This window comes from Marinobacter lipolyticus, from assembly GCF_018424605.1.
Taxonomy (GTDB): Bacteria; Pseudomonadota; Gammaproteobacteria; order Pseudomonadales; family Oleiphilaceae; genus Marinobacter; species Marinobacter lipolyticus_B.
Genome location: NZ_QTKT01000003.1, coordinates 468210 through 483168, shown reverse-complemented (window position 1 = coordinate 483168; position 14959 = coordinate 468210). Strand labels below are relative to the sequence as shown.

Sequence of the window (14959 nt, the reverse complement as noted above, 5' to 3'; positions counted from 1 at the left end):
CCAAAAGTGGCCGTCGTTGCCTGCATGCGAAAGATGATTGTGGTGCTCAATACCATGATCAAGAACCAAGAGCCGTGGCGTGAAAATATGGCTTAATATATGTGATTGACACCACAGTCACTGGTTATGTTGCGGTTCCGTACGACGAAACCTCGATCAAATTTTGATCGGGATCTCTGAAGTAAAAGGATTGTATTGGCCCTACCGCCCCTGTGCGCGAAACAATGCCTTCTACGATTTGAACCTTTTTTTCTGAAACTCGATCGTAAGCCTCGTGGATAGGCAGATCGGTAATAAAACATACATCTGCCGAACCCGGCGTAGGAGTGCGAGCTTTTGGTTCAAACTCCTTACCCGATTGGTGCAGATTGATTTTCTGGGCACCAAATTTCAGCGCAACTCTCCCCTCACCAAAAATTTCCTGCTCCATACCGAGGACATCCGTATAAAAGCGAACCGTATCCTCTATGCTGCGAACAGTGAGTACTAAATGGTCAAGTCTCAAGATCACAACGAGGCTCTCCTAGCAACATAACGCTGAGCACAGCGGCACCCTTGGAGTGGCGACGAAGGAGCCACGGAAAGGGTGTCCGGCGGCCGTAGGCCGCGTACTGCTGCGACTTGTTAAGGGCCTGTTTACCCGTGGTTTTTGAACCGGCACCCAATACCGAATGCCTACTCCCGATACTGTGTACCAACTTAACCCATGGCGCCAGGAACCAGAACACCGAATGGGCGGATTGATTCAGAAATGGCGTCGGATTGCCCCGCGACCTGAACGCCAGATTACCCGCCAAATCCGATACCAGACTGAAGGTTGTTTTCTGGCGAGGCCGAACACCTTTTTACCGGCTTTGCACCACGCCAATGGCCACCGAAGCCAAGGCCTTTAACATTTGTATATGAGTCTGAATGATCACTTTTCCCACGACTCATATCTCAATTCAATAATCCCTCAAAACTAGGTAGAAAATCCAGTCAGGTCAATAAGTTCTGGCTATTTTCCTGACACCCGTACCGAACAAAAATGATCACAAAGACCACTATCCACTTTTCTGGCCAACTCTCCATCCCCCTGATTCGGAAAAGAAAATTACGGATTTCTACAAACTCACCCAGATCATAGTCGCAATGATCATTTTTCCAGTTGCCAACGCCATAATCCGAACATAAACTGTATGCATATACAGCATTAACCAGGACTTGTATTCATGGATGACATTCCGGTCCCACTGCCAGCTATCCCGACCCGGTTCATGGATCGCTTCCGCGCATTCATTCGCGCCCGGCATCTCGCTTACCGCACAGAGAAAACCTACTGCAACTGGGTAAGGGAATTTATCCGGTTTCACGACAAGCGCCATCCGGAATCTATGGGGGCGGAAGAGGTAAACGCCTGGCTGAGTCATCTGGCGAATAACCGCAATGTGGCAGTGAACACCCAGAAAACAGCGCTGAATGCGGTGGTATTTATGTATCACCAGTTCTTGGGGAGAGAGCTGGGGGAGTTGCAGTTCATCAACACCTCCCGGGGCCGCAAGTTGCCGACGGTGTTCAGTCACGAGGAAGCCATGTCGGTGTTGTCGAATATGCAGGGCACGAATCGACTAATCGCCAGCCTGATGTATGGCTCTGGTTTGCGGGTGATGGAGGCGGCGCGCCTGCGGATTCAGGACGTGGACTTCTCTGAGCCCTGCCTGTTTGTGCGCGAAACCAAGGGCGACAAATGGCGACGCACGATCTTGCCCGCCTCCATTTGTGAGAGCCTGAAGAATCAGGTGGAGTATGCACTGGCACTTCACCAGCAGGACCTGGAGGACGGCTTCGGCGAAGTCTACATGCCCCAGGCGCTGAACAAGAAATACCCTGCCGCGGCACGCAGCCCCGCCTGGCAGTATGTGTTCCCTGCGCTGCGACTAACGATCGATCCGCGGTCTGGGGTGCGGCGCCGACATCATATCGGTGAGCAGCAGGTTCGCCGTGCGGTGAACGATGCCATTCGCGCCAGCGGGATCCGTAAAAAAGCCAGTTGCCACACCTTTCGGCACAGCTTCGCCACCAACCTCCTGAAGCGCGGCACCGACATTCGCAGCATCCAGGAATTGCTGGGTCACAATGACATTTCCACCACGCAGATTTACACCCATGTGGTCGGCACTCACGAACGGGGCATCAGCAGTCCACTGGATGCCTGAGGTACAGCCCCGTTGCGTCAGCCCTTTACCGGCACAAACACCGGTGCGCCGTCGGCTTCCACCGTGATCAGCTTCTGGCCGTACAGGCGCTCCAGAGCAGATGGAACCAGCATGGTGTCGGTTGTGCCCCAGCAGGCTTCTCCGCTGGGATAGAGCAGCAGCAGGTGATCGCACCAGCGCGCAGCCAGATTCAGGTCGTGCAGGCACATGAAAATCGAGCGCCCGCACCGTGCCTGCTCGCTTAGCAGCTGCAGCACCGCCACCTGATGATGCAGATCCAGGTGGTTGGTGGGCTCGTCCAGCAGCCAGGTGTCCGGGTTCTGTGCCAGCACCGTGGCAATCGCCACTCGTTGGCGCTCGCCACCGGAGAGGGTATTGACCAGGCGCGCGCTCAGGTGATCAACGCCCAGTTGGCCCAAGGCGTCGCGGGCTATGCGCTCGTCCTCGGCGGTTTCCATCTGCCACGGAGACAGCCAGGGGTGGCGGCCAACCAGTGCGGTTTCCAGCGCGGTGGCGGGGAAGCCGTCCTGCTGATCCTGAAACACCACACCGAGTTTACGGGCAATGGCTCGCCGGCCCAGATTGGCAAGGGCCGTGTCGCCCAGCCTTACGTTGCCCTGGCGGGGCGCCCGCAGTCCGGAAAGCGTGTGTAACAATGTGGTTTTGCCCACGCCATTGGGGCCCAATACACCCCAGACTTCGCCCGCGCCAATCCGCAGGTTCAGCGGCGTGCCGTCGGCGCGGCCGGGAATATCGATGATCAGCTGGTCGGTGTGCAGGCCTGGCATCAGCGGCTCCGGTACAGCAGGTACAGGAAGGTGGGCACCCCCAGCAAAGCGGTGATCACGCCCACCGGTAACTGTTCCGGCGCGATCACCACCCGTGCCAGGCTGTCGGCCAGCACCAGCAGGCAGCCGCCAGCGAGAGCACAGGCCGGCAGTATCAGCCGCTGATCATTGCCCAGCACCAGCCGCAGCATGTGGGGCACCACCAGCCCCACGAAACCGATGCTGCCGGCCATGGACACCGCCGCGGCCGTGAGCACACTGGCCAGCACGTAAATCAGCCATTCCAGCGGCCGCACCGACACCCCCAGCGCCGCTGCCTGCAGCGGGCCCCGGGCCAGCACGTTCAGGCTTCGCCCCAGCGGAAACACCAGGGCGCACACCAGCGCCAGCAACCCCAGGCCGGCACCCGGGCTGCCTGCATGGGAGAGATCACCCATCAGCCAGTACAGCATCCCCGGCAGCTGCCGGGCCGGGCTCATGGCAAGAATCAGGGTGATGATGGCGCCCCAGCCGGCGGCGACCACCACGCCGGTCAGCAGCAGGCGGGACGGCGTCCAGCTGCCGGTGCCGTGGGCCAGGCCGAACACCAGCAGGGTCGCGAGCATCGCGCCGGCAAAGGCCGAACCCGACACCAGCACCCCGGCGAATCCTGCTAGCATGGCCAGCAACGCGCCCACCGCGGCGCCGCCGGACAGCCCCAGAATGTAAGGATCGGCCAACGGGTTCCTCAGCAGCACCTGCATCAAGGCACCGGCCACCGCCAGCAATCCGCCGGTGGCGAACGCACTGAGGGTGCGGGGCAGGCGCAGTTCCAGAATGAGGGTTTGTTGCAGGGGCGTGCCGCTTCCGGTCAGCACGGCGAGGGTGTCGGTTAGCGACAGCGACGCGCTGCCGATGCTGACCGACAGCGCGATGCACAGCAACCCGAGGCCGCCCAGCGCCATCAGCGGCCGGCTATAACCGCGCACGGGCCTGCTCCAGGGTCTGGCACAACTCATCGGTGCCTTGCAGCATCCGCAAGGTGGGGCGCTGGATCAGCGACGGCGACACCAGGTAGAGGTTATCCCGCGCGACGGCCGCAAGCTCCGGGTACTGTCGCCACTGATCCAGCCAGCGGCGGTCTTCGCGGTCTTCACCACCCGTAAGGATCACTTCGGGGTTGGCCTCCAGCACCGCTTCGGTGCTGATGCGGGGCACCAGTCGCGGCAGATCGCCGAACACGTTGTCACCACCGCACAGGCGAATGGTCCGGCCGATCAGCTCGTCGTTGTTGATGGTCATCAGCGGCTCATGCCACACCTGATAGAACACCCGCAGCGGCTCCGCCCCGCGATAGCGGGCATGCAGCCGCGCAATGCCCGCCAGAAAGTCGCCAGCCCGTTCGGCGCCGACCTCGTCGTGACCACTGAGGGTCGCCAGGCGCTCCACGGCACTGGCAATGTGTTCAAAGGTGCGTGGTTCCAGCCAGAACACCGGCACCCCCAAGGCGGCGATTTTCTCGAGCTGCGGCACGGAATTGCCATCCACCCAGGCCACCACCAGATCCGGCCGCAGCGACACGATGGCCTCCAGATCCAGACGGTTGCTGTCGCCCACCTGAGGCAGACCGGCCGCTTCCGGTGGGTAGTCGCTCCAGGCGCTGACAGCTTTGACCTGGTCGCCTGCACCGGCCGAGAACAGCAGCTCGGTGGCCCCCGGCGACAACGAGATAATCCGCTGCGCCGGCTGGTCCAGGCACACCTTGGTTCCCCGGTCATCGTCCACACAGGTCGCCGCGGCCGGCCCGGCCAGCAGCGCGAGAAGGGGCGTTGCCGCCCACCTCAGAAAAACCCGTGGAAAAGATAACCTGGGAATCAAACCGGCACCTTCAGGAATTAACGGATGAAGTCGTAGCGAATCGACAGGAAGGCGGTGCGCCCGGCCGCGATAAAGTCGGTATTGTCGAAACGCTTAGCCGTAGCGTATTCGTTATCCAGCACGTTATCCACGGCCAGCGATGCCTGCCAGCCCGGCGCCAGTGTCTTGCTGGCCCGCAGGTCCCAGACTCCGTAACCGGGGATGCGCTCACGACCAATGCCGAACAGGTCTTCGTAGCGCTGGCTTTCTGCCCGCACCGTTGTGCCAAAGCTCCAGGTGTTCACCTGCTTGTCCAAGTCCACCCGCACCGTGCGCTCGGCCCGGCGGGCCAGCTGGCGGCCGGTTTCCTTGTCTTCAAAATCCCCCACCGAGGCGGCGGCTTTCAGGCTCCAGCCGTCGTACACCCAGCCGCCAGTCAGTTCCACGCCGCGCAAGCGCGCTTCCGGCACGCTGCCGGCCTGATCCTGGGTAGGCAGGGAGAGGTCTTCCACATCGCTCTGGTACGCCGCCAGATCCCAGAACCACCGGGTATAGCGGCCTTCAATGCCCACTTCATAACTGGTGGCCTCTTCCGGCTCCAGGTCCGGGTTACCGAAACCGGGGAAGTACAGATCGTTGAACGAGGGCGCCTTGAAGGAGGTACCGGCACTGGCGCGAACCCGGTGATTGCGATCAAACTTGTAACCCGCGCCCGCGCCCCAGGTTTCTTCCTTGCCGTAGGCTTCGTTGTCGTCACTGCGCAGGCTCAGGTGAACGTCGGTGCGGCCGAAATTCAGCAGCGCCTGGCTGAAGTAGGCTTCGTTGGAGCGGCTGCTCTCGTCATACGCGGTGGTGCTTTCCACTTTATCCACCAGGTACTCGGCGCCGATCACGAATTCGTGGGTGCCGGCGGTCAGCCAGTTCTCCAGCCGGGAGCTGCGGGTGCGGGTGTTGAAGGTACCGGGAAAGTCACTGATATCTTCCAGCTCGTCCCGGGCGTCGGCCAGGTGCAATGAGGTGCGCCAGTGGCTGGTAACCGGCACATCCAGGTTGACCCCGGCGGTCTGGAAACGGAAGTCCTCTTCCCCGCCCTCGTATTCGGTATTGCCTTCGGCGCTGAGGAAACTGAAGCCGGCCCGCACACCGTTGTCGAATTCATGACGGGCACTGGCCACGCCGGAGGTGTTGTCGTAACCCTTGTCGTCGCCGCCTTCAATCACCGGGGCCCCGTCGGTGCGGAAGCGGTTGGCGCCCACGCTCACGCTGGTCTGCTCGGTGACCGAGGTGAAGCCCGCGCCGTATTGCTGGCTGTCGAAGTTGCCGGCACCGGCTTCCACCCAGCCGCGGTTACCCTGGACGCGCGGCAGAGTAAACGCCTGCACCACGCCGCCCACCGCATCCGCACCGTACAGGCTGCTGCGGCTGCCCCGCACAATCTCCACGCGGTTCAGCAACTGCGGCGGCAGGTACTGCCAGGCCGGGCCGCCGACGGTGGCGGATCGGATACGAACCCCGTCCACCAGTAGTATCGTGGCATCCGAGGCGTGGCCGCGCATCAGCACGCCGGTCTGCTTGCCGAAGGAGCCATTGCCAGAGACGGTCACGCCAGGCTGGGATTCGATCAGTTCGCGGAATTCCTTCGGTTGCTGGCGGCGAATGTCGTCTTCGTCCACCACCGTCACCGACGACAGGCTTTCGCCAACGGTTCGCGGGCCCAGGGTGGCGGTCACCACGATGGGATCCAGGGTTTCAGATTCGCTGTCGCTCTGGGCCAGGGTCAGAGTGGGCATGGCTGCCAGTGAGGCGCCTGCCAGTAAGGCTGGAAAAGGGGATTTTGCTGTCATCTTTTACTGCTCCGCACACCGCGCGCACCCGCACGAGGTTGTTTATTATGGTCGCGGACGGGGAATGACAGGCAGGCAAACGGGTGAGCCGGAACAGCGCAGGGAGTCGCCCACCTGAGCCGCCCACCGCAACTCCGGGTGTTTTTCCAGGCCGGTCTCCGGGCTTGCAAGCGGAGTGAATTCTCCCGGGCAATCACCTTCCCATGCCTTGGCACAGTGGCGCATCTGATTGCCGTTAACTTGCTTACCGTTGCGGGGGCAGCATCGGATTGGCTCAGGCCTGAGGCCGAACGCACCGATTTCCCGTTTCACCCGTCGCGCTTTGCGACGGACACCTGAAAAAAGTGGGGCAAGGCTAGCAACAGGCGGGAAAGTGGTCAATGAAAACTGCTATATTGCCCCAGAGAACGCCACCCCCGCCGGCCTTTCAGGGAGATTTCATGCAGGCAGAACTGATCGATATTCGCAATCATCTGGCACAGCACGCGCCGTTTGACGAGCTGCCGGAGGAGATGCTCGACAAAGTGGTGGCCAGCATTGAGATCGCCTACTTCCGCGCCGGCACCGAGATACTGGAATTCGGCCAGCGTAACAACTGGTTGTTCTACATCCGCAGCGGCGCGGTGGAGATCTACCGCCGCTCTGGCGAGTTGTACAACCGCATCGCCGAAGGCGAAATTTTCGGCCAGTTCGGTCTGCTGATGGGCAAGACCGTGCGCTTTCCGGCCAAGGCCATCGAAGACTGCCTGGTCTACCGCATTCCCGATCAGATCTTCCAGCACCTGTGGGAAAACGACGAGACGTTCGCGGATTTCGTGGAAATCGAGGACCGCAGCCGGCTGCGCTCGGCCCTATCCCGGCGGGAGAAATCCAACGAACTGATGACCTCGCGGGTAACCCGGCTGATTTCCCGGCCGCCGGTGGCCGCCCCCTGCACCGTACGCCTGCAGGAAGCGGCGCGGATCATGACCGAGCAGGGAGTGTCGGCGCTGCTGCTGATGGACGAGGAAGGCGACCGGCCAAAGCTGAAAGGCATCATCACCGACCGCGACCTGCGCACCCGCGCGGTGACCGAGGCGCTACCCTCGGAAACGCCGGTCAGCGAGATCATGAGCGAGGGGCTGATCACCACCAAGGCGCAGAGCTTCATTTTCGAAGCCATGCTCACCATGCTGCACAACAACGTGCACCACCTGCCGGTGATGGACAACGGCGAGGTGCGGGGGGTGATCGCCCTTGCCGACATCGTCAAGTATGAAAGCCAGAGCAGCCTGTATCTGGTGGGCAACATCTACCGCCAGAACGACATCAAGGGCCTGAAGAAAATCAGCCGCGATGTGCGCGACAGTTTCGTGCGCATGGTCAACGAAGACGCCAACTCCCACATGATCGGCAGCGCCATGGCCGGGATCGGCCGCAGCTTCACCCAGCGCCTGCTGGCCCTGGGTGAGGAGAAACTGGGGCCACCGCCGGTGCCCTACTGTTTCATGGCACTGGGCTCCATGGCGCGGGACGAGCAACTGGTGGTGACCGACCAGGACAACGCGCTGATCCTGGACGACCGCTTCGTGGCGGAAGAGCACGACGCCTACTTCCTGGCGCTGGCCAGGTTCGTCAGCGATGGCCTGGATGCCTGCGGTTACACCTACTGCACCGGCGACATCATGGCCACCAATGAAAAATGGCGGCAGCCGCTGAAGGTGTGGAAGCAGTATTTCACCGACTGGATCCAGAACCCGCGGGCGGAAGCCCTGCTCAACAGCAACATCTTTTTCGATCTCGACGGCATCTACGGCGAGAACGACTTTGCCGAACAGCTGAAAACCCTGGTGGCGGAACAGGCCAGCGACAGTCAGCGTTTCCTCGCGCTGCTGGCCCGCAACGCGCTGAATCGCACCCCGCCGCTGGGCTTTTTCCGTACTTTCGTGATGGAAGAGGACGGCAAGCACAACAAGACCTTCAACCTCAAACGCCGGGGCACCGCCCCGCTGTCGGATCTGATCCGGGTGCACGCGCTGGCCTGCGGCTCCCGTGCGCAGAATTCCTTCGATCGCCTCAAGGCCATTGGCGAGACCAAACTGATTCCCGAAGACGGCGTGGGCAACCTGCGGGATGCGCTGGAGTTCATCTCTATCGTGCGCATCCGCCATCAGGCGTTGGCCATTGAAGCCGGGCGCGAGCCGGACAACAACGTGCGCCCGCAAGACCTGTCACCCTTCGAACGCAGCCACCTGAAAGACGCCTTCCAGGTGGTCAGCAACGCCCAGAAATTCCTGAAGTTCCGCTACACCGCCCAGGTCAGCCGGCATGTCTGAGTTTCCCACCACAAACCGGGACTGGCATGAGGAATTTCACAAACTGGCCGCCAGCGCCCGCGACAGCCGCCTACAGGGCTATTACCGGGCCGGCTGCGTCCACCCTGACACGGCCATTGCCGATACGCCCATGGTGGCGCTGGATTTTGAAACCACCGGCCTGGACCCGGACCGGCACTCCATTGTCAGCGTTGGGCTGGTGCCGTTTTCCCTCGATGGCATCCAGCTGGGCGAGGGCCGGCACTGGGTGGTGCGGCCACCCTTGCCGCTGCACCAGACCTCCATCACCATTCACGGCATCACCCACACCGACATCGACCAGGCGCCGGATCTGAACGACATTCTGGATGACGTGCTGGCCGCGATGGCCGGGCGAATCGTGGTGGTGCACTACCGCAGCATCGAGCGGCCGTTTTTTGACGTGGCGATGCAATGGCGGTTGGGGGAGGGTTTACGCTTTCCAGTGATCGATACCATGGCGATCGAGGCCTACCTGCACCCCGATCGCAATCCCGGCCGCTGGCAGCGGCTGCGGGGCAAGAAGCCAGTGTCGATCCGCCTGCCCGACAGCCGCTTGCGCTATGGGCTGCCCCACTACGCCGCCCACAACGCGCTGATTGACGCCATTGCCACGGCGGAGTTACTGCAGGCGCAGATTCTCCACCACTTCAGCCCCGCCACGGCCGTCAGGGACCTATGGCTGTGACGCAGCCACCGGGGCCTCACTGCCACCTTTGACTTCACTGATGTAGCGGCCGTAACCGGCGTCCTCCATCTGCTCCAGCGGAATGAACCGCAGGGCGGCGGAGTTCATGCAGTAGCGCAGCCCGGTGGGCGCGGGGCCGTCATCAAACACATGGCCGAGGTGGGAATCGGCGATGGCGCTGCGAATCTCGGTGCGGGTCATGAACAGCGAACGGTCTTGCTTCTCCACCACCGCGTCGTCCGAAATCGGGCGGGTGAAGCTGGGCCAGCCGGAACCGGACTTGTACTTGTCGCGGGAGGAGAACAACGGCTCTCCGGACACCACATCCACGTACAGCCCCGGGCGCTTCTCGTCCCAGTACTCGTTGTCGAAGGGGGTTTCCGTCCCGTCTTTCTGGGTTACCCGGTACTGCTCGGCGGTCAGCATTTGCTTCAGCGCCTGGTCATCAGGCTTCACGAACGACGCCGGATCGGCGGCCATCGCGTCCTCGGCGTCCTTCTCAGGGGCGTAGCGGGCGTAATCCACCTCCTGATCGTCACCCCAGACCTCTTCGATGAACTGGTAGCGGCCGGAATTGAAGGTGTAGAAGTTGTACCGGACCGGATTCTTCTCGTAGTAATCCTGATGGTAGTCTTCAGCTTCGTAGAAACTCTCGAAGGGCACAATCTCGATGGCGACCGGCTTGTCATAGCGGCCGGACGCTTCCAGCGCCTGCACCGAGGCTTCCGCTGCCCGTTTCTGTTCGTCGTTGTGGTAGAAAATGGCCGGCCGGTACTGCTGGCCCCGGTCCACGTATTGGCCGTCGACGTCAGTCGGATTGGCGGTGCGCCACAGGGCCTGCAGCAGCCCCTCATAGGTGATCACCTCGGGATCGTAATACACCTGAACCGCCTCGGTGTGGCCCGTGCGGCCACCGGCAACCTGCTGGTAGGTCGGGTTCGCTTCCTCGCCGCCGCTGTAGCCGGACACCGCCTCGACAACCCCCGGCACCTTTTCTTCGTAGGATTCTTCAACACACCAGAAGCAGCCGCCGGCGAAGGTGGCTACCGCCAGCCCCGGATCATCCGGCGCATGGGCGGATTCGGCCTGCTCGCGATCCGTGGCACTGACACCCGCCCCGGCAAGGGCGACCACCAGAGCAAGCAATCCGTAGGTCAATGTGCGTTTCATAGCTCTGTCTCCGTTCATGGGATACCAGCCTTGATTGTGTGACCGCAGAATCACGCCGGCGTCTCACAATGTTTACGAATTGATAACGCCGACCCGATCACCTGCCGGTTCAGACCTCGGCCACCGGCAGGCGCAGGGTAAAGCAGGCGCCCGCGGGCGGGCAGTTCTCGGCATGCACTGATCCGCCCTGCAACGTCATCATCCGTTCGGCAATGGCCAGCCCCAGGCCGCTGTGGCCGGAGGATTCCCCGGCGCTGCCACGGTAGAAGGGCTCGAAGATATGGGGCAGGTCCTGCTCGGGGATGCCCGGCCCCTGATCCTGCACCGCCACCTCCAGAAACCGCTCATCCCCTGACATCACCAGGGAGATCCGGGAGCCTTCCGGGCTGAAGGCAATAGCGTTGCCGATCAGGTTGTCCAGCACCCGCTCGGTCATGGCCAGATCGCCGTAGGCCATGGCGGCCGGCGGCTGGCCGCTGACCACCAGTTGCACGCCCCGGCGGGCGGCGGCAGGGCCGTGCTTGAGGGCAACGTCGTGAACCAGTTCGGCCAGTACAAACGGTTCCGGTGCCGGGGTGGTTTCCCGCGCATCCAGCGCCGCCAGCTCGAACAGCTCATCCACCAGACGGCCCAGACGGTGGCTTTCCCGGCGCGCAACGCCGAGGAACGCCTGCCGCTCGCCGGCGCTCAGGCTGTCGTGTTTCAGTTCCAGCGCCTCGATATAGCCCTGCACCGACGCCAGCGGCGTACGCAGATCGTGAGACACCCGCGCCACCAGTTGCCGGCGCTCGGCGTCCTTGTCACGCAGTTGCTCCAGCTGGGCGGCAATGCGAGTGGCCATCTGCTCGAAACGCAGGGCCAGGTGATCAATCTCATCCCGCGCCGGGGTCGGCGACGCCGCTGCGGTCGCGGCCGGCACTTCGGTCATATCGCTGTCGGCAAAGGCCTCGACCCGGCGGGTCAGCCGCGCCAGCCGACGGGTCAGCAGATGGAACACCGCAAGGCCGGCCACCAGGCCCAGCACCAGGCTGATCACCAGCGCCCAGGCGCCCATGGCGATGAACTGGTCACTGCGCGCCATGGTCTCCACCAGATCGTATTCTTCACCGCGCAACACCACGTACAGGTACCCTTCGGGCGTCTCGGCCGAGGGCACCGGGGTAACGGAGAACACCTTGCGGCGATCGTGGCTGCGGGGGTCGTCACCCAGCACCGGGTATTCCTCCATGTCCGCCAGCAGGGTATGGATCGGTGCCAGCGACACCCGCTTGCGTTTGATCTTCGACGGGTCGGCGGAATAGGCGAGGATGTGGCCGGTCAGGTCCAGCAGGTAGATCTCGATGCTGGGATTGATGGTCATGTACAGGCTGAACAGTTCCCGCAGGGCGTCTTCATCCAGCCGCCCCTCGTCCACCAGATTGCGGTCGGCCACCAGGTTGCGGGCCAGGTCGCGGTTGAACTCCTGATTAAGCGAGGCGTGGTAGTGCCGCAGGGTATAGCTGCTGAGAAAGGAATAGCTGATACCCACCGTAACCAGCAGCAGGAACAGCCCCAGGGCAAGGCGGGCGTACAGGGTTTTCGCCGGAAATCGGGCCATGGCTCAGTCCAAAAAACGGTAACCAACGCCCCACACGGTCTGGATAAAAACCGGATGGGCCGGGTCCTGCTCCACCTTGTTGCGCAGGCGGTTGATGTGGGTGTTTACGGTGTGCTCATAACCTTCGTGGTTGTAGCCCCAGACCGCATCCAGCAGCTGGGCGCGGCTGAATACCCGGCCGGGATGGCGGGCGAAATGCCACAACAGGTCGAATTCCCGCGCGGTCAGGTCAGCCTCCCGCTCATGGACATGCACCCGGCGGCGCACCGGGTCGATGCGCAGCCCGTCCACGGCAATTTCGTCGTTGGCTGGCTGGCTGCTGGCGTCCGGCCGGGCGGCCATGGCGTCAATGCGGCGAAACAGCGCTTTGATGCGCGCGGCCAGCTCCGCCACGCTGAACGGCTTGGTGAGGTAGTCGTCGGCGCCCATTTCCAGGCCCAGCACCCGGTCCAACTCGGTGCCCTTGGCGGTCAGCATCAGCACCGGCACGTAATCCGCCCCGGCCCGAATCTCCCGGCACACCGCCAGCCCGTCCAGTCCGGGCAGCATCAGATCAAGCACCACCAGATCAATGCCGCCCTCACGGAACCGGGCCAGACCGGTGTCACCCCGATCCATCAGCGTGGCGCGCATGCCCAGATCCTGCACCTGCATACGAACCAGTTCCCCGATGCCGGGGTTGTCTTCAATAATCAGAACATGCCTTGTCATCGGCGGCGGACTCCGCGGAATCAACGTTATGCCCCTGAGTGTACAAGGTAATCTTCACAATTGTGTCACGCCTGCCGGCACGGCGTGGCGGTCAGCCGCCGAGGCTGCCCAGCAGGCGCTGACGGATCAGGTTATCGGCGTCGTCCATAATGCGTCCGATCAGCTCCTCGCAGCTGGGGATATCGTGGATCAGCCCCGCCACCATGCCGCAGCTCCAGGCGGCTTCATCCATCTTGCCTTCCTGCAGCACCAGCCGGCCTTTAGCACCGGTCACCAGGTGGCGGATATCGTCAATGGTTTCGGTCTCCCCCTTCTCGCGCTCAATGCGGATGATCTCGTCCACCGCGGCGTTCTTCATCACCCGCTCGGTGTTGCGCAGATTGCGCATGATCAGCCGGGTCTGCAGCTCATCGGCCTCGACAATGGCCTGTTTGACGTTGTCGTGGATCGGCGCATCGGTGGTGGCCAGAAAGCGCGTGCCCATGTTCATGCCCTCGGCGCCCAGCGCCATCGCCGCCACCAGGCTGCGACCGTCGGCCATGCCGCCGGACGCCACGAACGGGATCGTCAGCTCCTCCGCGGCGCGGGGCAGCAGGATGAAATTGGGAATGTCATCTTCCCCTGGATGGCCGCCGCACTCGAAGCCGTCCACACTCACCGCATCACAGCCGATCTTCTCTGCCTTGAGCGCGTGGCGCACCGACGTGCACTTGTGAATCACCTTGATGCTGGCAGCCTTGAGCTGCGGCATGTACTGCTCGGGGCTGCGGCCGGCGGTTTCCACCGCGGTCACGCCGCCCTCGATGATCGCCTGAATGTATTCCGGGTACGGCGGCGCCTGGAACGACGGCAGAAAGGTCAGATTCACGCCGAAGGGCTGATCGGTCATCTCGCGGCAGCGGGCAATTTCCCTGGCCAGGTCTTCCGGGGTAGGCTGTGTCAGCCCGGTAATGATCCCCAGCCCGCCCGCGTTGGAGACGGCCGCCGCCAGCTCGGCATAGCCCACATGGTGCATGCCGCCCTGGATAATGGGGTGGCGGATGCCGAACAGTTCGGTGATTCGGGTCTTCATAGCGGGTTTCCTGTTTTGTCGTTAGAATGAAATGAGTTTCCAAAACGAGGTTGCAGTGACTGAAAAAACAACAAGAGCCACACCGGCCGATGCGTTTCGCAAGGCCCGCAGGATGTGGCTCAAGGGCGAACGTATACACCTCGCTTCGCTGTCTGCGGAGCTGAACATCGGGCGGGCAACGCTGTTCCGCTGGGTTGGTAACAAGGAGCTGCTGCTGGGCGAAGTGCTCTGGTCACTCTACGAGCCCCTGCGGCTGGAAGCGTTAAGCCAAACACCCGGGCAAGGCGTCGACTTTGTCGTCGGGGTCTACCGCCACATCAATTCCACCTTGCTGCACTCCGAACCTCTGCGGCGGTTCATCCACCAGGATCCCGAATACGCCCTGAAGATTCTGACGTCGTCCCAGTCCACCATTCACAGCCGAACGGTTGAGGCCAACACCCGAACCCTGAAAGACCAGGTGGCCCAGGGCCACATCAGCCCGCCGATGCGCATCGAAAGCCTGTCTTACTTCATGGTGCGGCTGGCCGAATCCTGCCTGTACAGTGACGTCATCAACGGCCGCGAGCCCCGGGAAGAAGAACTGGAAGATGCCTGCACCGCTGTGCGGATTCTGCTTGGCGGCAAGGCCTGAACCGGAATCCCAAGCCTGGGGGGCTGATCCCGCGGCGGGGGCACCTTTTCTTCTGGGAAAAATAACTCGCTGCGCTCAGACATCTTTTTCC

The 14959-nt window shown here is 62.4% G+C and carries 13 protein-coding genes and 1 riboswitch; of the genes, 4 read left to right on the top strand and 9 right to left on the bottom strand.

The features are described 5' to 3' along the window. Positions 1–124: 124 nt before the first annotated feature. Positions 125–511 (bottom strand): VOC family protein, encoded by a 387-nt coding sequence (locus tag DYI22_RS06870; RefSeq protein WP_213477290.1) that lies wholly within the window; start codon positions 509–511, stop codon positions 125–127. Positions 512–1211: 700 nt separating this feature from the next. Between DYI22_RS06870 and DYI22_RS06865 the strand changes: the two genes are divergently transcribed. Continuing rightward, positions 1212–2195, top strand: a complete 984-nt coding sequence (locus tag DYI22_RS06865) for an integron integrase (RefSeq protein ID WP_213477289.1) — start codon at positions 1212–1214, stop codon at positions 2193–2195. A 17-nt stretch (positions 2196–2212) separates the two neighbouring features. Here the strand turns inward: DYI22_RS06865 and DYI22_RS06860 are convergent, their stop codons facing one another. The 4 genes from DYI22_RS06860 to DYI22_RS06845 are packed head-to-tail and all read right to left on the bottom strand — an operon-like array spanning position 2213 to position 6663. Next, entirely contained in the window at positions 2213–2983 is a 771-nt protein-coding gene (locus tag DYI22_RS06860) for an ABC transporter ATP-binding protein (RefSeq protein WP_213477288.1), read from the bottom strand. Next, entirely contained in the window at positions 2983–3927 is a 945-nt protein-coding gene (locus tag DYI22_RS06855) for a FecCD family ABC transporter permease (protein ID WP_228300874.1), read from the bottom strand. The genes DYI22_RS06860 and DYI22_RS06855 overlap by 1 nt, the downstream gene beginning before the upstream one ends. 10 nt (positions 3928–3937) lie before the next feature. Continuing rightward, positions 3938–4840 (bottom strand): cobalamin-binding protein, encoded by a 903-nt coding sequence (locus DYI22_RS06850; RefSeq protein WP_323132885.1) that lies wholly within the window; start codon positions 4838–4840, stop codon positions 3938–3940. Positions 4841–4857: 17 nt separating this feature from the next. Next, positions 4858–6663, bottom strand: a complete 1806-nt coding sequence (locus tag DYI22_RS06845; protein WP_213477286.1) for a TonB-dependent receptor domain-containing protein — start codon at positions 6661–6663, stop codon at positions 4858–4860. A gap of 131 nt (positions 6664–6794) precedes the next feature. Next, positions 6795–7017: riboswitch (cobalamin riboswitch) on the bottom strand. An 86-nt stretch (positions 7018–7103) separates the two neighbouring features. Here DYI22_RS06845 and DYI22_RS06840 point away from each other — a divergent pair. Continuing rightward, the gene (locus tag DYI22_RS06840) at positions 7104–8978 is read left to right on the top strand and encodes a putative nucleotidyltransferase substrate binding domain-containing protein (protein ID WP_213477285.1); all 1875 of its coding nucleotides are present in this window, start codon (positions 7104–7106) and stop codon (positions 8976–8978) included. Continuing rightward, entirely contained in the window at positions 8971–9684 is a 714-nt protein-coding gene (locus DYI22_RS06835) for a 3'-5' exonuclease (protein ID WP_213477284.1), read from the top strand. The genes DYI22_RS06840 and DYI22_RS06835 overlap by 8 nt, the downstream gene beginning before the upstream one ends. Here DYI22_RS06835 and msrB read toward each other — a convergent pair. From msrB to DYI22_RS06815, 4 genes are all read right to left on the bottom strand, one after another. Next, positions 9673–10854: a peptide-methionine (R)-S-oxide reductase MsrB gene (gene msrB, locus DYI22_RS06830; protein WP_213477283.1), complete on the bottom strand. Its 1182-nt coding sequence runs from the start codon at positions 10852–10854 to the stop codon at positions 9673–9675. The two genes, DYI22_RS06835 and msrB, sit on opposite strands and share 12 nt — an antisense overlap. A 109-nt stretch (positions 10855–10963) precedes the next feature. Next, positions 10964–12451, bottom strand: coding sequence for a sensor histidine kinase (locus tag DYI22_RS06825; RefSeq protein WP_213477282.1), 1488 nt, complete (start codon positions 12449–12451; stop codon positions 10964–10966). Between the two features lie 3 nt (positions 12452–12454). Beyond that, entirely contained in the window at positions 12455–13162 is a 708-nt protein-coding gene (locus DYI22_RS06820; protein ID WP_213477281.1) for a winged helix-turn-helix domain-containing protein, read from the bottom strand. A gap of 91 nt (positions 13163–13253) precedes the next feature. After that, a complete protein-coding gene (locus DYI22_RS06815; RefSeq protein ID WP_213477280.1) occupies positions 13254–14234 on the bottom strand; it encodes an NAD(P)H-dependent flavin oxidoreductase in 981 nt (326 codons plus the stop codon). 55 nt (positions 14235–14289) lie between these two features. Here DYI22_RS06815 and DYI22_RS06810 point away from each other — a divergent pair, with 55 nt between their 5' ends. Then, positions 14290–14868 (top strand): QsdR family transcriptional regulator, encoded by a 579-nt coding sequence (locus tag DYI22_RS06810; RefSeq protein ID WP_323132884.1) that lies wholly within the window; start codon positions 14290–14292, stop codon positions 14866–14868. The last annotated feature ends 91 nt before the right edge of the window (positions 14869–14959 follow it).